This is a genomic window from Legionella pneumophila subsp. pascullei (genome assembly GCF_900637585.1).
In the GTDB taxonomy this organism is placed as follows: Bacteria; Pseudomonadota; Gammaproteobacteria; order Legionellales; family Legionellaceae; genus Legionella; species Legionella pascullei.
Genome location: NZ_LR134380.1, coordinates 1,297,191 through 1,314,836 on the forward strand (window position 1 = coordinate 1,297,191; position 17,646 = coordinate 1,314,836).

The following is a 17,646-nucleotide window of genomic DNA, read 5'->3' on the forward strand; positions in this document are numbered from 1 at the left end:
TAAAAATGGGAAAAAATGGATTTTATAAAGCGCACTATCGAGCTAGCTCGAGAGAATGTGGAAAATGGTGGTAGGCCATTTGCTTGCCTTATAGTTCAGAATGGAAAAGTTCTTGCTGAGGCGACCAATACGGTGGTGCAAACCCATGATCCTACAGCTCATGCTGAAGTTAATGCAATACGCATTGCTACAGCGAAATTAGGCTGTGAGCATTTATACGATTGCGATTTTTATATACTTGCTCATCCTTGTCCTATGTGTCTGGCCGCAATGTATTATTGTAGTCCCAGGAAAGTGATTTTTATCACGACGAGAGATGAATATAAAACCTATTATGTTGATGATCGAAAATACTTCACTCTTGAAAATTTTTATCAAGAGATCAATAAGCCATGGAGAGAGCGTAAGATGCCTATGGAGCATAGACCAGACAAAGAGGCGATAGAAGTGTATAAATTGCACCATAGAAAAAGATCTTAGAACCAGCTAACGGTTTAATGTTTAAAATAGTTTGATTTTCAACCTTTAAAAAAATTTTTATTTTCAAAGTATCATATACTTGCTTAATCACTTTCACTACATCTTGTCTAGCTTAAGTAATTTCTTCCAGTACCTGTGGCACAGAGAAAGCGATCTCAGGAACGCAGGCACGAGTTCTTAAGTGATTCCACAAAAAATCCAGATGAGTATAAAACAGAAAAGGATAAAACGAATCTCCCTTGCGAAATCCAACCAAAGGAGGTTAGCTGGTAAGAGAAGTCTTGTTGGGTAATCCCCCGATTTTAATTAAATTAGTGGAAAAATTAACTCATTCTATTCGAAATGAAAATTTTGCGCCACGCATGGGTGGTGATGAGTTTATTGCTATTATTTCTGAAATTAAGAACTATGAAAGTGCAACAACAGCCACACAGAAAATCTTAAAACATTATAATTTATCTGGAAATAAAATTGAAGGTAGTATCCGTATAGGAATAACTGTTCCAAAAGACGGCAAAAAATAGATGACATTATCCATGTTGTCTTCTTAATGCCCTGTGCATTCATTCGGAGAAAAAATGGTAGCATAGTAATTGTTCTCATAACCCTAGGTAATTTTCTTTTCAAGGTGGTTGCGTGAATTATGCGTGGGATATAAGACACCTTCAGAATTATCAAACACTTGTTATTAATTTGATACCAGTAAAATATGACTCCATGGGAAGCTAAGTGCCATTAAAATTAACACCCTAATTTGTAATTTTGGTTCACTACTCTAAAATAATATTAGGAGCAAAAAATTCAAAGTGAACAATATTAAATGTTGTAAGGATATTTTGGATGTGCCCAAAACATCGATTATTGCAAGAGGACGTAATCCGTTTGGGGTTAATGACGCCTTACTCTGGAGTAGCAAGTATTTATGGCCAGGAAATTGCAATAGCAGCTAACATTGCCTGTTTAGAAATCAATAAAAAAGGTGGAATTCTTGGGAAACCACTTGAATTAATAATAAAAGATGATGGAAGTATGCCTGGACAAGCGGTTATTGCTGCCAGTTCTTTGGTTGATAATTATCACTGCCAAGCACTTATTGGTAATTTATTATCTAATTCTCGTCTCGCTGTAGCTTATAAGGTTTGTTTCCCCAGAAAAATCATTTATTTGAATTTTTCCTTTTATGAAGGAAGTATATTTAATCAATATTTTTTCAATTTTTCCGCACTACCTAATCAACAAATTACAAAAATGATCCCTTATCTTATAGAAAATTTCGGATATAAATTTTATTTCGCAGGCAGTAATTATGAATGGCCAAGAGGCTCAATTGCTGCAGCAAAAGAAATAATACTTAAAATGAAAGGAGAAATTATAGCTGAGGATTATTTTGATTTTGGTATGGCTAAACCATTTGAGATTGCATCAGCAGTAGTGAAATCTGGAGCAAATATTTTTATGCCCTTTTTTGCTGGTATTGATCAAATTGCCATGCTAAAAGCAATTGTTGATGAGGGATTGCGAGATAAAGTTACAGTAGCTATGAGCCATTATGATGAAACGATGATGTCCAGTATGCCTGAGCACTATCGACATGGATTTTATAGTTGTAATTCCTATTTTATGTCAGTTAAAACTTTTGAGAATGAGTTTTTTTTAAATGAACTGCTAAACTCACCAGGTATTACTGGATTATGGCCTAAAGGGAATGGAAAGATATCGAATTTTGGCGAAGGTGTTTATTTATGTATTAAAGCCTATGCCAATGCCATTAATCAAGCTAATTCTTTTGCTGAAAGCGATGTATTGAATTCTTTAAGCACAGTTCAATTAATGGCTCCACAAGGATTTGTTAAAATGGATGAAAGAACTCATCATGCTTATGTGAATTGCTACCTGAGTAAATCTAATAACGATGGAACTTTCTCAATAATAAAATCATTTGGGTTAATTGAACCGCAAATTCCAAAACGCTATCAGAACCTCCATATATCAACCAAGGAAGAAAGGAACCCCCATACTGAGAATCACTTCGCCCCTGATACCTCAATCCAGTTAAACATATTTAAAGAGATTGAAAGTATTCTTACCGATATTCCAACAAGCATTATAATAACCAATAGTCAGGGACAAATCATTTATGTAAACAAAATTACTACCGATAAATTTGGTTATAATGAAAATGAATTAATGGGCCAATCCTTATTCTTTTTATTTTCTCCCCAGGAAAGAGAATATTATAAAAACAATATCAATTCTTTTTTACTTTCAAAAGATCGATTTAATATTAAACTTGGTCATAAGGAAATGGTTATAGGCTATACAAAAGATGGTTGCTCAATTTTCCTTACAGGATCTGTTTCGAAAAGAAAATTAGATCAAGATATATATTTGTTTTTATCTTTAAATGATATAACCAAATCTCTAGAAGAAAAGGAAAAGTATTTATGGTCTGCTACACATGATCCTTTAACTAAATTAATCAATAAATCCTTAATGATTAGGAGAATTAATTCATCTATTCAACGCTCTAAGAAACAAACGCAACTCTTAGCGATTTTATACATAGATTTTCTTCATTTTCAGTTCATCAGTAATATCTTCGGTTACCAAACAAGAGAATTGTTAATTACAGAAATGGCAAACCGTATTTTAAAACAACTACGATCAGGAGATACTTTAGCGAGATTTGGAGAAGATCGATTTGTCATTCTTTGTGAACACATAAAAAGCCAAGATGAAATTCTGGATTTATCAGATTCAATTATCAACACTTTCAAGCATTTTATTACAATAAAAAAACAAAAAATTTTTATGGCTCTTAATATTGGCATTTGTTTTAAAACAAATGAAATCTCTGCAACAAATTTGTTAAGAAATGCAGAGTTCGCGCTTTATGAATCGAAACAGGGCGGAAAAAATAAAAAAGTTCTATTTAATGACGCAATTTATAAACAGTTGAAAAATGAGCTTGCTTTAACAACTGAATTGCAATTAGCAGTTCAGAATAAAGCATTATCTTTCAAAATACAACCTATTGTATTTGATGGAAAAGAGAGGATTATCGGTGGGGAGTTACTAATTCGATGGATATATAAAGGCAAATCCATACCTCCGGACTTATTTATACCGATTGCAGAACGTTCAGGTGTTATGCACGAAATTGGCTATTGGATATTAGAACAAGGCTGCTTAATTCAATCCCAATGGCAAAGGTATACACATTCAACTCAAACACCATATGTATCAATCAATCTTTCTAGTAAGCAATTAGAAGATTCCCTTTTTTGTCAAAGCGTAAAAAAAATTTTAAGGAGAACCTCCGCTAATCCCAAATGCATTATCTTGGAAATCACTGAATCTACATTGATGGAATATCCTCAAACAAAAGGAGTGATAAAACTGTTAATGGAAATGGGTTTTCAATTTGCGATTGACGACTTCGGTACAGGATATTCTTCTTTAAAGCAGCTAGTTTCTGTACCCATTAATATCCTAAAGATCGATAAATGTTTTGTTGATAATATTATTGTACATAACCAATCGTTATTACTTCTCAAATACATTATAAAAATGGCTCACTTATTTAATTCAAAAGTGATTATAGAAGGGATCGAATTAAAAAAACAACTGGAGCTCTTAAGAATACATAAACCAGATGGATATCAGGGATATTTATTTTATAAACCTTTATCTATTTTAGAATTCAATAGTAAATTTTTTACTTGATAACATTTTGTTTTTTGCAGAATGGTTATAAGAATTTAACTAACTACCTAATTGATAAAATTTTATCAATTATCATTGTTCTCTCCCGGAGAAAGTTTCTGCATCAGCATTTTTGTTAATCAAAATTTAGCCGTTACAAATTTCTTATGATCAAAATTTAGTATTATGAGGGTAAGTGTAGGAAATGAGTCTGGAACGGTCTATCCAAAAAGCTTTAAAAATTCCAGATCAGGATGAGAGAGATAGTCAATTTGCCTTGTTATGGTTCTTCCAATTTAACTCAAACTAACTTCTACATGATATTCTGGTGGCTATTACAACGCGCTTATTCTTATGTCGGATGTTAATTGTTTTTAGACTAAAAAATCATTAATCTTAAAGCGTATAAACTTTCACTTTATGAATTCTTCCTTTGATAGTGATTTCTCCTAACTCTATAAATTGAAACGAGGTAAGGTCTGTTGCAATATACGTGTATTCACTGATTAGGATATCTGTGTTGAGTTTTTTGGTGGCATTTTCTATTCGGGAAGCTAAATTGACAGTATCACCAATAGCTGTATATTCCATATGTATATCGGTTCCAATATTTCCAACGATGGCACTGCCTGTATTGATACCAATACCAATTTGTATTTCAGTACCTAATATTTTTGCCCAATCGGCATTGAGTGATTTCATCGCTTCTCGCATTTTTAATGCCGCATGAATAGCATGGTCTTCTTGATAGGCGTCATCATCAGGTGAGCCAAAGATCGCTAAAAAACCATCTCCAAGATATTTATCCAATATCCCATGTTGTGATGTAATGGCTTCTATCATTTTCTCAAAAAAATGATTTAAAAAATCGACTACCAATTCAGGTTTTATACGTTCTGAAATGGTTGTGAAATTGCGTATATCGCAGACCATGATAGTGACTTTACGCCTCTCGCTAAATACTTGCGGTAACTCACCGGATTTCACAATTTTTTCTGCTAAAGCATGAGAAATGAAACGTGTTAAGCTCACTTGCAACATGTTACGCTGTCTCAATCCTTCAGTCATTTCATTGATTACTCGACCCACTTCAGCAAATTCATCTTTTGTCTTAATGTCGAGATGTTGTTCAAGATCACCTTGAGCAATATTTTTGAGCGCCGTTGTTATTTTTAATAAGGGTTTATTGAACCACTGAAAAAGTAACCAACCTAAAAACATGGCAAATAAAAATGTTGAGATAAAGACGGCAATACCTGAGTAGAGCAAGAAATGAAATCTTTGGTTAACCGAATCGGCGTTTACATCTACTCGGATATTTCCAATGTATTTACCTTGTGCGTCTTTTATTGGGTATAAAGCGGTCAGCCATGTACCCCAGATGTCTTCAACAAATTCAGGCAGAACGATAGGGAGTTCATAATTTACATTAATTGTTTGCCCTGATTCAGTCTTAAGTTTCATGACTGTACCCAATTCAGTTTTATCTATAATGTTTTCTTCAGGATCTACAGCAAATCGAAGTACCTTGGGATTATTAGGGTCGGAAAATAAACTATATATGAAATTGACATAAACATCTTTACGGCGATTTGCGTTACGTACTTCAAGAAGTTTTTTTTCAAGATCTTTGTAAAGGGGTGAGTTTGCAGAGGTATCCAGATTAAATTTCTGAATATCCTCCGGATTCATCAGAACGGCTGTTGCCGCAGCTATCGATAAAGCTGATGAGCCTACTTCTTTGTATACTGTTTCTTTACCATATTGATAAGATAAAAACAGAAATATGCCGTTAGTGATGATTACAATCAGCAGCAAGCCAAGAAATAACTTAGTCCGAAATTTCATTATTTATCCACCATGAGCAGATTAATTATAAGTATTGGATAAAGGCCTTGAGAAGTAAAGATAACAGATTTCTGGAGATCTTTACCAATCTCCAGAATGACGTGGCTTTGGATAAAATAATACTTCTCAAAAATATAATTTATTTAAGACAGGATAATGATTATTTGGGGCCATTGGAGCCAGGAACAAGCCAATCATATATCGCAGCGGCGCCGGTCACTGTATTATTAAAAGCATTTTCGATTTCAGCCTCACTGGTTCCACGCTGCTGGAAGAGACCAAGTCGCGTCACTGAATTTTCAACTGGCCGTTTACTTTCCCCTACTTCGTGAGAGGCATAAAGTACTGCGGAAGTAGCGAATAGAGATGCAAACAATCCCCATCTCGAATCGGCATAATAAAATGGCCATAAAAGCAGATTTGTTATTCCTACCACTATACCTGCTTTTTTAAGCTCTTCTCCACTTGGTTCATTTTTTTTTGGCATATTAATTCCTTTTTAGACAAAATTTCAGTTCAAACTATATTCCAGATAATAAAAATTGCAAGTAAAATTAACGGAATAGATGAATAATCTTGCTAATTTCATGCAATAGAAAACTAGGTTTGCTGGTGAGAGTATTAGGATGCAGAATAAATCGTTTAAACCATTTATCTCGGTGCAGAGTAACCTCCGTGAATTCCCTTCTTGGAAAAAACAATTTGCCATAACTGCAACATTCTTGCATCAAAAGCGCCTGCACAAGAGAGTAAATAATAATTCCACATACGAAAGAACTTATCGTTATAGTGGGATTTAATTTGGTCCCATCCCTGGTTAAAATTTTCATGCCATGCCATTAAGGTTTTATAATAATCAGCTCCAAAATTATGCCAATCCTCCATAACGAATAATTTTTCGGAAGCTTCCCCTATTTGCATGATGGATGGAGTCATTCCGTTGGGAAAAATGTATTTTGAAATCCAGGGCGTGGCTTTTGTAACGCTTTCATTTGAGCCTATAGTGTGTAATAAGAACAAACCATCATCCTTTAAGCATTGATGAACAATCTCCATGTATTTTCGGTAATTCTTGTAACCAACATGTTCAAACATCCCTAAGGAAACTATACGGTCAAATTTTTCATTTAAATCCCTATAATCCTGGAATCGGATTTCAACCGGCAAATGGGCACAGCGTGTTTTAGCTAGCTCATATTGTTGCTGTGATATGGTTATGCCGACTACGGAGACTCCATAGTTTTCAGCAGCATATTTTGCCAGTCCTCCCCAACCGCACCCGATATCCAACAATTTCATATCGGGTTTAAGACAGAGCTTTCTGCAGGTTAGATCGAGTTTATCGAGTTGGGCTTGCTCCAAATTTTCAGCCTTTTTCCAATAACCACAAGTGTAGTTCATATTGCTATCCAGCATAACCTGAAACAGATCATTTCCTCTATCGTAATGATGTCTGCCAACTTGTAGGGAACGTTTTGGGGTTTGCAGGTTCAATATTTTGGATAAAAGGACTTTAAATGCCAGTTTAAAATTGACTTTAATTTTGGATTCAAGATTTGCATTAATCAGTTTTGAAATAAACAAATCAATTCGTTGACAATCCCACCAACCATCCATGTAGCTTTCACCTAAACCTAAATCGGCATCACGTAATATTCTGGAGTAGAACTCATCATTATAAATTTGTATATCCCATGGTGTCTGGCCATTTATATTGATATTGGCTAGCTGGAGCATATAATTGACAAACGTTTTGGCTTTGTTTTTTTCAATGTCCATATCAAACTCCCTTTTTCTAAAGGATATTTAAACACTCAAAGAACTTACGTAACATAATTAGCCACTCAAAGCGTCCATAATGGCCGTAACAAGATAATAAATAATAATCAGAACAAACAAGACGATCGAAATCAAGGGCAAAATAATGGTAAAGGTACGAATCAGTCCTGCTGAAATTTTATTTGAACAAAAATTAGCAGAGCCCCAAAATGCTTTGAGTAGCCAAATGTAAAAGACTATGCCATAGGAGAAGAGAGCCAAGGCTAATATATTATCCAGGGATAATGGTTTTGATGTCATTAACAAAATGGCAAATAAAATATAAAATCCAATGTAGGCTATGCCTCCTTCAAGCAAAAAATAATCGCCACCTGACGCAAACAGAACTTCAGAAAATTTAAGTTCTCCGTTCCAGCCCCGTTTAAAGTAACGAAACATATAGATCCTGTCATTTTATTTATAATTTTTATTATAAACCATGCTTAAAAAATGGATTAAAATACTTTGCAATGATTTGAGTTTCTTTTACTTCATTTCTGCCTCAATAACTAAAGTATTTATTAAGTCACCTGCCGACATATGCCTGCATAATTGAGCCGATTGTCCAGCCCATAATGACATAAAATCAATATTATCGTTTTCCTTTGCTTTTTGCCTCATTACCTGGGTTAATGCATTTTGAATGGGATAGTCGAGGATATTTATTTTCCGATTATCCATGCAAGTAATGAATTTATTTCGAATTCCACGAGCCAACTTTCCCGAAAAAGCACGTGTTAATACAGTATTGTCTTGTTGCTGTGATAATAGGCTTTGCTTGTATTGATGAGAGATGCCAGCTTCAAAACAGCTTAAAAAAGCGGTTCCCATTTGCACACCAGAGGCACCGGCATTCATGGCAGACATTATTCCTTTCCCATCCATGATTCCCCCAGCGGCTATCACTGGAATTTTTATTTTATCTATTATTTGGGGTATCAGATCAGATAGTTGAATCAAAGCATCTTCCGCATTACCGATGAAAGTGCCTCGATGCCCTCCTGCTTCACTTCCCTGTGCAACGATGGCATCAATACCGCTTTCTTCAAGTATTATTGCCTCGTGTATAGTGGTAGCTGTTCCTATTAAAAATGTCCCATTTTTCTTCAAGTGTTTTATCCACATGGGCTCTAGTATACCGAATGCATAGCTAAAAACAGGGATTTTTTCTTCAATCAGGATTTGCATTTGGTCAACAAAAGATTGGGAGTAGGGCCTACTCACGGGACTGATTTCAATGTTTAGCTCAGTGCAGCACAGATTAATATCATCACAAGCTTTTTGAATTTGTTCTCGTGTTGCATGATGAGCTTCGGGAATAAAAAGATTAACTGCAAAAGGTTTATTTGTTAATTGACGGATTTTTCTAATCACTTGTTTGATCTCATTGGGTTTCATATACCCCGCGCCCAGAGAGCCTAAACCACCACTGTTAGAAACTGCTGCAACTAACTCAGGAGTAGTGGCTCCTCCTGCCATAGGTGCTTGAATAATAGGAAATTGAAAACCAAGTTTTTCAGTTAATCCTGGATCGCGCATAGTAGGTAAACCCCAAAAAATTGGATAGAACGCTTGCAGTATTTAATTTATTTTCCAAAAAAATACGAGTTGCGAGATGTTCTTTGGAATTATCTAATAACCAATAACTAAAAGTGGATAGATAAATGATGGTCAATCCGGTTTCTTGTATGGCGCGTTGAGGGAAGGCCTCTCTAAGGCCAGCTGCTTCACGCCACCACTGAACAGTTTGGCTGATACGTTTGATGGCAGGCAATTGAAGATGAAGATGACCGGGCTCTAGCTTATGTAATATCATTTGCCGAATTACTTTTTGCTTCCCTTCGAAAGCACTTAGCCAATTCATTAATAAATCATACAGTTTTTCTTTGGCTGTCAGCAAATCAAATTTCGGTTTTAAGACAGCATTGAGCATGGTTTCGTCAGCACGATCAAAACAGGCATCAATAATTTGATCTTTTTCAGCAAAGAAATATCGTATTGTGTTTAAATCAATATTTAATGCTTTAGCGATATCAACCAATCTCACTTTTTCCCAAGAGCTATCCTGGGCAATATTTATTGCTGTATCGATGATTTCATTTTTTAGTGTAGGTGCTACTTTTTTCATGGAACACCTCCTTGTCTCTTATTAGTTCATTACTAATTTTATATCAAGTTTAACTATTTATAGTTTGGTAGTTGAAATAAAAAAATACTGTTGGTTATTTCAATTAGTCTATGCCACACTTATTTTTACAATATTGGAGTATTGAATTAAAAATGAAGAAAGTCATTTTATACTTGTTTGTCGCTGTAGGAGTTTATGCTGTCCTTCTATTTGCATACAACGTACTAATCAATCGAGCCGGACAAACACTATATAAGGGTGCTCCAGTAGTGGGGAGCGCTTATCCAACTGTTGAAAAAGTCAATGCGGTACCAGATGATTTTGGTGCTAGCAGCAGCAATTCCCCCGCTACAGATCAAGTCATGAGGGGAATGATAATCCGTAATGCGAATATCACTCTGCAGGTTAATGATCCAGCAAAAATTATTGATGCCATTATGCAGATAGCCGAGCGAGAAGGAGGATATGTGGTTAACTCCAACTTAAGACAGGATAGTTTCTATGTTGGTGGAAATGTAGCTCAAATCAGTATCAGAGTACCAAGTAATCGTTTAAACAATGTGTTGCAAAATTTAAAATCTTTGGCTGTTAAAGTCATTGAGGAATCGATTGCGAGTGAAGACATCACTCGGCAATACGTCGATCTTGAAAGTGAACTGAAAAATTACAGAGTCGCTAAAGATCAATTAAATAAAATTATGCAAGGTGCAAAAAATACTTCTGATGTACTTGCTGTCTATCAACAACTGAGTGAAACGCAGAGAAAAATTGATGTTATAGAAGGGCAGATTAAGTACTACAAGGAATCTATCGCCTATTCACTAGTTACAATTTACTTGCAGATTGATCCTGCGATAAAAAATGCACAAAATACTACATGGCAAATCTCTGAAGTTGTGATGAAATCTTACCAGGCTTTAATAGCTCAACTACGACAATTCACTTATGGATTTATTGAATTTGTTATTCTGTTTATCCCAATGATTTTATTATGGGGGATTGTTGCTTTATTAGTATTTTGGATAGGTAGGGCTGTTTATTCTCGTTTTAAACGATAGAATTTACTGTGTAACTCAGATGTTGATTTAAGAGAGAGATAAATACTCCCAACAGGATAGTTGGGAGCGAAAATAATCCTTTAGTTTAAACTTTAGGACGCATATAATTGTCATTAGCCAGATCAAGGCTTATTGGTTTGGAAGTTTCCTTGTCATATAGTCCATAATTTTTAGCTACTCTGTCCCAGAAATACATACCACCTAGGACCACCGTTGTTGTTGCTGTTACTCTCGCAGTATCAAGTGCCGCTGTCCTGGTTGCTCCGCCTAAGGTCTTTAACATACATTTCCCAAAAAATGATAACATATTTTCCGTCCTGATTAGTTAATAATAATCCTGTTAATTATTCATCATTCATTCTAAATGAATTTCTGCCTAATGCAATACATTCACCTGTTTTTATGGCTAAAATTAAATCAAAAAAATCTGTTTTAGTGTAATATTGATAAAATAAGTACAATTTATATTGTAAAACGTAATTTTGGCTATTAAGTCACAATGATGAAAAATAACATCCTTGTTACTCTTAATTATTTCTTGGTAGGAGATGGGGATGTATTCTCTGACTCAAGCTCTTCGACTCGTCCAGGCCAAATCTTTTTCAAAGGATCAGGACCCATATATTCATCCATACCAAAAATGAGGGCAAAAGTGATAGCTGCTTGAGGAGCTCTTACCGCCACCTGTTGCAAATAGTTAACTTTAAAAAAGGTCATGAAAGCGTCTTTAAGACCAACCGCTTTTACATGTGATTTCATTTGACCAAACATTGTATAGGGTGACACGGTAATTAAACGGTTATTTTCAGCTACTTTGGTTTGCAACAATTTATTATCAGCATAGGCGTTAGGGACGGTTGTAAACAATGTCGCAATGACACCAGAAGTAGCGCCTCCTAATATTTTGTTATACAAGTCCTTATCAAACTTATAAAATGAGCTGACATAATCTCCTGCAAATCCTATCAACGCGAAATTGACCCCACCAGCAAATGAGCGAGAACCCCAGTTGACTGTAGTTAATTTCCAAAAATTGGATAAGGACCATCTGAAGTTTTCAGCATTAATCACTCCAACATTTTGCAACCTTCCCTTGCCACTTAAACCATTACTGACCAGCAGATCAGCCTGAGAAAAGAATATTGTTCCCAACCAACGTTGACGGAATGGGGCTTCAAATTCTTCTTCTTCTGTTGCTTTGTTAGTTTGTTTATGGGTTACAGCCACAGCACCGCGTTTTTGGCCTGCAATAGCATAAGGCAGGAATCCACGGTACATGCCTCGGAAAAGTCCTCCACTCAATCCAGATGGGGTTCCAGTTTGTGAAAATTGCAATTTGTTTAGCAAGTATTGAAATGGTTGGGTTCCTGCGGAGACAGTAAAAGAAATAACTCCAGTTTTAAATACTAAATTGGCCATATCATATGGTGTAAATACATAGGATGCATTACCACTTTTTTTCTCTCTACGTTCTTGCATTGTAAATCCTCTCTGAATCACTTAAATCAATGTGCTGCAATGATAACAATTTATTATTAAGCAAATATTAACTGGTATGAATAAAAAAAATTAAGTGTGAAGATAATATGAAAAAAGTGATGTAAATAAGACCATAAAATGGATTAAATTTATACAAATTAAGCATAATTGTTTTCTTTTTGAGTATAAAATATTCAAATGGCTTTGCTTTCTAAATTTTAATTCATTGAGTTAATGAAGTACTTCATCTGGATATTTAGCACTACTTCACAATAGAAAACTAAAAAGCAAGTTTTAATTGTTCCCAATATTGATTATAAAGCGCCAGTGTTTCTTCGCCGATGTCGCGTTGAAAATAACCCTTCTTTAGTATTTTGTCTGGCGGATAAACCACTGGGTTATTTTTGATAACTAATGGCAATAAAGACCTTCCTGCTGCATTGGTAATTGCATGTCCTTCTTTTAGTGCAATTTGAGCGCTTGTCTCTGGTTTCAGAATATAATTAATGAATTGATACGCCTCTTTGAGGTGAGGTGGATTTTTAGGGATAGCCAAACAATCCACCCAAATCACAAAACCATCCTGAGGATAAATAAACTCAATGGCTTTATTTTCTGTATGTGCTTTGAAGGCATCGCCATTCCATGCTGATCCAAGGAAAGCATCTTCATCTATCATGATGGCTTGAATGCTATCACTGGCAAATAACTTAATATTAGGTATCAAGTGCAAGAGATGCTCATAGGCTGCTTTTATGTGGTTTGGATTGGTATCATTGGGATCAAACCCCAGGCTCATCAAAGCTATAGCAAATATTTCGCGTGAATCATCAAGTAACATTAACTGATTACGCCACTTTTTATCCCATAAGCCTTGCCAGGTTTTTGGCGGGTTCGCTACAGAATTATGATTAAAGAAAATACCGGTTGCTCCCCAGATGATGGGTATACTATAACGGTTGCCCGGATCATAATCATTCTTGACAAATTGTTCATCCAGATTATGAAGATTCGGAAGTTGTTTGTGATCGAGTAATTGCAACATACCTTGTTTTTGCATGCGCTCTACAAAATAGGCGGAGGGGAGGATGACATCGTAAATAGCCTTTTGACTGGCTCTTAACTTGGCGTACATGGTTTCATTGCTATCATAAGTCGAAAAATTAACTTTAATTCCTGACTCTTGTTCAAATTGTTGAATGACTTTTTTAGGGATTTCACCTCCCCAGGCATAGACATTGACGACAGGATTGGAGAATGCCCTAAATGTAAGAAGAGCAAGCAACAAAGTAATAATTTTCATATCAATTTACCTGACAGGCGATGAGAGATAATAACGAGAATCATTGATAAACCAAATGTAATAGAGCACAGTGCGTTGAGTTCAGGAGTGACTCCAGCACGGACTAAAGAGTAGATGGTCAAAGGCAGGATAGTAAAATCAGGGCCTGCCACAAAATAACTGATAATGACGTCATCAAATGACAAAGTGAAACTTAATAAAAAAGCGCTTAAAACGGCAGGCCACAATAAAGGGAGTAAGACTCGCGTTAAAGCATAATAACGACTGGCGCCAAGATCGAGGGCACCAAAATAAATATTGGGATTTAAAGTATTTATTCGCGAATTAATGGTTAGGATAACAAAAGGAATTGAGAAGGTAATATGCGCGGCCAAAAGACTCAAGAAGCCAAGGGGCACTTGGGTAATATTAAAGAAAATCAATAGGGCAACACCCAGGACTATGTCGGGAATAATAATAAGTAATAGTAATAAGGTGTATAGGATCTTACGGTGTTTTGTACGAAATAAAAATAAGTTGATCGAGGCCAATAGACCCATTGTTGTAGCGATTAGAGAGGATGTAAGACCCAGGATGATGGAATTGAAAACGGCAGACCACAAGCCGCGGTCATGAAATAGTTCTCTATACCATCGCAAAGAAAAACCATGCCATTGTAATGAAAATTTGGCATCGTTCACTGAATAGAGCACCAGTATGGCAATGGGGATATAAAGAAAAGTATAAACTAAAGAAAGAAACAGGCGTTGTGTCATTGTTTTCATCGAATGACCTCATTGTTCTGTCGCCGAAAAATGAACATTAAAATAAGCAGGACGGAAGTTAATAACACACTGGTAGCGGCTCCCTGCGGCCAATCGCTTAGGACAAGAAATTGATTTTGGATTAAATTACCTAATAAAATGGAACGAGCGCCGCCTAATACATTAGGAATGTAAAATAAAGTCATTGCTGGCAATAGGACCAGCAAGCAACCTGATAAGATTCCAGGGGCTGTGTTAGGCAAAAATACTCGAGTAAATATCGACCATTTGTTTGCCCCTAAATCTTTGGCTGCCTCGATTAACCTGAAATCGAAGCGTTCCATATTCGTAAAAATGGGTAGGACCATGAAAGGAAACAGATTGTAAACCAGGCCAATAATGACCGCAAAATTGGTATAGAGTAGTGACAAGGGAATATCAATCAAGTGTAATTTCAGCAATAGGGCATTTATTACGCCTTTGTATTTAAGGATAGCAATCAAAGCATAAGTTCTTATTAATGAGCTTGTCCAGAAAGGTATGATAATTAACAGTAATAAAACAGATTGATGCTTTGATTTAATCATTAAATAACTAAAGGGATAAGCGATAATCAGGCAAAGCAGGGTAGTGATAGTGGCTATCAGCAAGGATCGGAAAAGAATTTTTGCAAAAACAGGGGTGAACAAGTCAAAATAATTTTCCAATGTAAATGGCAAGGTAACGAGATGAATACTGTCTTTTGATAAAAAACTGGCAGCCAGCACCATCAACAAGGGAATGAAGCCAAAAATAATTAACCAAAGATACAATAAATACAATGCGAATGATTTAGCCTTCATAAGGCAATAAAACCTCCCAGCCAGGCAACCATTGTACCCAAACGGTTTCATGGAGAGTGTATTCCAGCTTATCATCGTCTTCGTCAAAAAACTCGGAAGCATTGATGATTTGGCCTGATGACAATTCCACTTTGAGATCAACCGTAGAGCCTTTATAAATGATATCAACAATGCGCCCAGGTAACATTCCCTCTGTCTTTTCGACTTCAGATAAGCTCCAAACTCGAATATCCTCTGGGCGAACGATCAAATGAAGTCGATCGTTAACTTGATAATTGCCAGTGTTTTTACAGAGTAGTTGTATTCCTTCAATGTTCGTTATGATGTCTTGATCTTTTACTGACTGAACCTGAATATCGAATATATTCGCTTCGCCAATAAACATGGCAACATGCAGGTTTGCAGGTGTTTCATAGACTGCTTTAGGTGTTCCAATTTGTTCAATGTGGCCGTGATTAAAGACGACAATACGGTCAGACATTGATAAGGCTTCTTCCTGATCATGTGTTACAAAAATAAACGTCATATTCAAAGTTTTTTGTAATTGCTTCAATTCGGATTGCATCGCCTTTCTAAGCCGATAGTCAAGGGAGCTTAATGGTTCATCCAACAACAGCACTTGAGGTCTGTTGATGATAGCTCGGGCAATGGCAACACGTTGTTGTTGGCCTCCACTTAATTGCTTCACATTTCTTTCTGCTAACAATTCAAGTCGCACAAGTTTTAATGCATCAAGGACGCGATCTTTGATTTCCTGGTTAGGAGTTTTTTTGCAGCGCAAGGCAAACGCGACATTTTCAAAAACGGACAAATGAGGGAAAAGTGCATAACTTTGAAAGACAGTGTGCACATCCCTTTTTTGAGGGGGTAACTGATTAACACATTGGCCATTAATAAAAATTTCACCTTGGGTTGGTTGCTCAAAACCGGATATAAGACGAAGAAGGGTTGTTTTTCCACAACCTGAAGGGCCAAGCAAGGTTAAAAATTCACCGTCATTGACGTTTAACGACACATTATTCAAAATCGGCGTATTGCCGTATGATTTATAGATCTGACGGATTTCAATGAGCGGTGTTGTCATCTGCTTTATTAAATAAAAAACTACAATTATGTGCGCTGCGACTTATATTGTCCAGTCAATCACAAACTTTGTGCCCAATATTAAAAAATTAGTCAATTATTGTCTATTTTTGCGCTCTGTGTATGAGCAAAAAAATCGGTCATATACCCTTGCGCGGGCATTACCGATTTTTTTGCTTATGCACAGAGATTTCGCGGCAGATATTGTGACTTAATCCAGTAGATCATTTAAATTTTCCAATCATCAGGATTGTCATGAGGTAAATTTCTGAAATGTTCCAGGAGTGCATTCATTCCCTCGCGCCCTGTTGTATCTTTTTTATTTTTTGCAACAAATTGCTTTCCAAAAAGATTGCTTTGATAACATAAATCAGGATTCTCCATGTCAATGACTTCTGCAAATACCTTGGCCACTTCGGCTGCAGTTTGAAAAACAGTATTCTGATGGAACCATAGGTAAGCTTGTTCCATAAAATTTTTATAGTATTTCTCAACAATATCAGTACGAGAGCCTTCAAATCGGGTCAATTCGGTTGCAATTGGTCCAGGTTGGAAATTAATTACTTTGATATTCCATGGAGCCAGCTCAATTGCTAAGGATTCTTGTAACCGTTCAAATGCTGCAAGTGCCGAAAAATAGATTGCAACCCCTGGAATATTAACGGGAACAGAGGTAAAAATCGTTGAGGTGGTTGTCAATAAGCCTTTTTTTCTTTCTCTCATTACAGGGATAAATCCCCTGATTAAAGCCAAGGGGCCAAATACTTTGGTTTGATAAGTTGTTAATACATCTTGTGTAGTTGCGCTCTCAACAGGGCCAATAACCACATTAGCAGCATTGTTAACTAATACGTCAATGTATTGATATTGAGTTAACACTTCTTCAATAAAACGGTCAATTGAAGTTTGATCGCAAAGATCCAATGTTTTTACATCGAAATTACTGGAGTTTGTGCTCTTTGCTTTGTTAATTTGGCTCGTTTGAAGATTCCTTACCGTTGCAATGACTTGATGCCCACGTTTTAGCATTTCACAAGCAAGATGATAGCCTACACCGGATGGTTTTGAACAACCTGTGATCACCACTATTTTTTTATCCACCTTACTCATGTTCCTATACTGATGTTTTTTCTTCAGCAATAACCTGATTATAGCCCTT

18 protein-coding genes are annotated in these 17,646 nt (G+C 36.0%); 5 read left to right on the forward strand and 13 right to left on the reverse strand.

Features of this window, described 5'->3' with window-relative positions; all coding sequences use genetic code 11:
• Nucleotides 1–15: 15 nt before the first annotated feature.
• The 4 genes from EL201_RS05980 (at nucleotide 16) to EL201_RS05990 (ending at nucleotide 4,206) form a co-directional block, all read left to right on the forward strand.
• Nucleotides 16–480, forward strand: a complete 465-nt coding sequence (locus EL201_RS05980) for a nucleoside deaminase (RefSeq protein ID WP_027221369.1) — start codon at nucleotides 16–18, stop codon at nucleotides 478–480.
• Nucleotides 481–761: 281 nt separating this feature from the next.
• Nucleotides 762–1,004 carry a diguanylate cyclase domain-containing protein gene (locus EL201_RS05985; protein ID WP_027221370.1) on the forward strand — a complete coding sequence of 81 codons (243 nt, stop codon included), beginning with the start codon at nucleotides 762–764 and terminating at the stop codon, nucleotides 1,002–1,004.
• A 282-nt stretch (nucleotides 1,005–1,286) separates the two neighbouring features.
• Nucleotides 1,287–1,430 carry a hypothetical protein gene (locus EL201_RS15825; protein ID WP_231955230.1) on the forward strand — a complete coding sequence of 48 codons (144 nt, stop codon included), beginning with the start codon at nucleotides 1,287–1,289 and terminating at the stop codon, nucleotides 1,428–1,430.
• Complete coding sequence (locus tag EL201_RS05990; protein ID WP_231955205.1) at nucleotides 1,372–4,206, forward strand: EAL domain-containing protein; 2,835 nt, start codon at nucleotides 1,372–1,374, stop codon at nucleotides 4,204–4,206. Before EL201_RS15825 ends, EL201_RS05990 begins: the two co-directional genes overlap by 59 nt.
• Nucleotides 4,207–4,581: 375 nt before the next feature.
• Here EL201_RS05990 and EL201_RS05995 read toward each other — a convergent pair whose 3' ends face one another.
• From EL201_RS05995 to EL201_RS06020, 6 genes are all read right to left on the reverse strand, one after another.
• Nucleotides 4,582–6,033, reverse strand: coding sequence for an adenylate/guanylate cyclase domain-containing protein (locus EL201_RS05995; protein WP_027221371.1), 1,452 nt, complete (start codon nucleotides 6,031–6,033; stop codon nucleotides 4,582–4,584).
• A 160-nt stretch (nucleotides 6,034–6,193) separates the two neighbouring features.
• Nucleotides 6,194–6,520, reverse strand: coding sequence for a hypothetical protein (locus EL201_RS06000; protein ID WP_027221372.1), 327 nt, complete (start codon nucleotides 6,518–6,520; stop codon nucleotides 6,194–6,196).
• 164 nt (nucleotides 6,521–6,684) lie between these two features.
• Nucleotides 6,685–7,812: a cyclopropane fatty acyl phospholipid synthase gene (gene cfa, locus EL201_RS06005; RefSeq protein ID WP_027221373.1), complete on the reverse strand. Its 1,128-nt coding sequence runs from the start codon at nucleotides 7,810–7,812 to the stop codon at nucleotides 6,685–6,687.
• Between the two features lie 57 nt (nucleotides 7,813–7,869).
• Nucleotides 7,870–8,250 carry a hypothetical protein gene (locus EL201_RS06010; RefSeq protein ID WP_027221374.1) on the reverse strand — a complete coding sequence of 127 codons (381 nt, stop codon included), beginning with the start codon at nucleotides 8,248–8,250 and terminating at the stop codon, nucleotides 7,870–7,872.
• Nucleotides 8,251–8,337: 87 nt separating this feature from the next.
• Nucleotides 8,338–9,390, reverse strand: coding sequence for an NAD(P)H-dependent flavin oxidoreductase (locus EL201_RS06015; protein WP_027221375.1), 1,053 nt, complete (start codon nucleotides 9,388–9,390; stop codon nucleotides 8,338–8,340).
• A complete protein-coding gene (locus EL201_RS06020) occupies nucleotides 9,368–9,979 on the reverse strand; it encodes a TetR/AcrR family transcriptional regulator (RefSeq protein ID WP_027221376.1) in 612 nt (203 codons plus the stop codon). Before EL201_RS06020 ends, EL201_RS06015 begins: the two co-directional genes overlap by 23 nt.
• Nucleotides 9,980–10,131: 152 nt before the next feature.
• Between EL201_RS06020 and EL201_RS06025 the strand changes: the two genes are divergently transcribed.
• A complete protein-coding gene (locus EL201_RS06025; protein WP_027221377.1) occupies nucleotides 10,132–11,037 on the forward strand; it encodes a DUF4349 domain-containing protein in 906 nt (301 codons plus the stop codon).
• 85 nt (nucleotides 11,038–11,122) lie between these two features.
• Here the strand turns inward: EL201_RS06025 and EL201_RS06030 are convergent, their stop codons facing one another.
• The 7 genes from EL201_RS06030 to EL201_RS06060 form a co-directional block, all read right to left on the reverse strand.
• The gene (locus EL201_RS06030) at nucleotides 11,123–11,320 is read right to left on the reverse strand and encodes a hypothetical protein (RefSeq protein WP_027221378.1); all 198 of its coding nucleotides are present in this window, start codon (nucleotides 11,318–11,320) and stop codon (nucleotides 11,123–11,125) included.
• A 248-nt stretch (nucleotides 11,321–11,568) separates the two neighbouring features.
• Complete coding sequence (locus EL201_RS06035; protein WP_080272894.1) at nucleotides 11,569–12,537, reverse strand: hypothetical protein; 969 nt, start codon at nucleotides 12,535–12,537, stop codon at nucleotides 11,569–11,571.
• Between the two features lie 259 nt (nucleotides 12,538–12,796).
• Nucleotides 12,797–13,819: an ABC transporter substrate-binding protein gene (locus tag EL201_RS06040; protein ID WP_027221380.1), complete on the reverse strand. Its 1,023-nt coding sequence runs from the start codon at nucleotides 13,817–13,819 to the stop codon at nucleotides 12,797–12,799.
• On the reverse strand, nucleotides 13,816–14,583 hold the full coding sequence (locus EL201_RS06045; protein WP_027221381.1) for an ABC transporter permease subunit: 768 nt from the start codon (nucleotides 14,581–14,583) through the stop codon (nucleotides 13,816–13,818). The genes EL201_RS06040 and EL201_RS06045 overlap by 4 nt, the downstream gene beginning before the upstream one ends.
• Nucleotides 14,580–15,404 (reverse strand): ABC transporter permease, encoded by an 825-nt coding sequence (locus EL201_RS06050; protein ID WP_027221382.1) that lies wholly within the window; start codon nucleotides 15,402–15,404, stop codon nucleotides 14,580–14,582. Before EL201_RS06050 ends, EL201_RS06045 begins: the two co-directional genes overlap by 4 nt.
• Nucleotides 15,394–16,488 (reverse strand): spermidine/putrescine ABC transporter ATP-binding protein PotA, encoded by a 1,095-nt coding sequence (gene potA / locus EL201_RS06055; RefSeq protein WP_032828814.1) that lies wholly within the window; start codon nucleotides 16,486–16,488, stop codon nucleotides 15,394–15,396. The genes EL201_RS06050 and potA overlap by 11 nt, the downstream gene beginning before the upstream one ends.
• Nucleotides 16,489–16,715: 227 nt before the next feature.
• Nucleotides 16,716–17,597, reverse strand: coding sequence for an SDR family oxidoreductase (locus EL201_RS06060; RefSeq protein WP_027221384.1), 882 nt, complete (start codon nucleotides 17,595–17,597; stop codon nucleotides 16,716–16,718).
• Nucleotides 17,598–17,646: the final 49 nt, after the last annotated feature.

Excerpts from the sequence above, each read along its gene's own strand:
- potA (WP_032828814.1), bottom strand. The coding sequence starts at position 16,488 with ATGACAACACCGCTCATTGAAATCCGTCAGATCTATAAATCATACGGC.
- EL201_RS06045 (WP_027221381.1), bottom strand. The coding sequence starts at position 14,583 with ATGAAAACAATGACACAACGCCTGTTTCTTTCTTTAGTTTATACTTTT.
- cfa (WP_027221373.1), bottom strand. The coding sequence starts at position 7,812 with ATGGACATTGAAAAAAACAAAGCCAAAACGTTTGTCAATTATATGCTC.
- EL201_RS05995 (WP_027221371.1), bottom strand. The coding sequence starts at position 6,033 with ATGAAATTTCGGACTAAGTTATTTCTTGGCTTGCTGCTGATTGTAATC.
- EL201_RS06050 (WP_027221382.1), bottom strand. The coding sequence starts at position 15,404 with ATGAAGGCTAAATCATTCGCATTGTATTTATTGTATCTTTGGTTAATT.
- EL201_RS06000 (WP_027221372.1), bottom strand. The coding sequence starts at position 6,520 with ATGCCAAAAAAAAATGAACCAAGTGGAGAAGAGCTTAAAAAAGCAGGT.
- EL201_RS06025 (WP_027221377.1), top strand. The coding sequence starts at position 10,132 with ATGAAGAAAGTCATTTTATACTTGTTTGTCGCTGTAGGAGTTTATGCT.
- EL201_RS06030 (WP_027221378.1), bottom strand. The coding sequence starts at position 11,320 with ATGTTAAAGACCTTAGGCGGAGCAACCAGGACAGCGGCACTTGATACT.
- EL201_RS06015 (WP_027221375.1), bottom strand. The coding sequence starts at position 9,390 with ATGCGCGATCCAGGATTAACTGAAAAACTTGGTTTTCAATTTCCTATT.
- EL201_RS06010 (WP_027221374.1), bottom strand. The coding sequence starts at position 8,250 with ATGTTTCGTTACTTTAAACGGGGCTGGAACGGAGAACTTAAATTTTCT.
- EL201_RS05990 (WP_231955205.1), top strand. The coding sequence starts at position 1,372 with ATGACGCCTTACTCTGGAGTAGCAAGTATTTATGGCCAGGAAATTGCA.
- EL201_RS06020 (WP_027221376.1), bottom strand. The coding sequence starts at position 9,979 with ATGAAAAAAGTAGCACCTACACTAAAAAATGAAATCATCGATACAGCA.
- EL201_RS06060 (WP_027221384.1), bottom strand. The coding sequence starts at position 17,597 with ATGAGTAAGGTGGATAAAAAAATAGTGGTGATCACAGGTTGTTCAAAA.
- EL201_RS06040 (WP_027221380.1), bottom strand. The coding sequence starts at position 13,819 with ATGAAAATTATTACTTTGTTGCTTGCTCTTCTTACATTTAGGGCATTC.
- EL201_RS05980 (WP_027221369.1), top strand. The coding sequence starts at position 16 with ATGGATTTTATAAAGCGCACTATCGAGCTAGCTCGAGAGAATGTGGAA.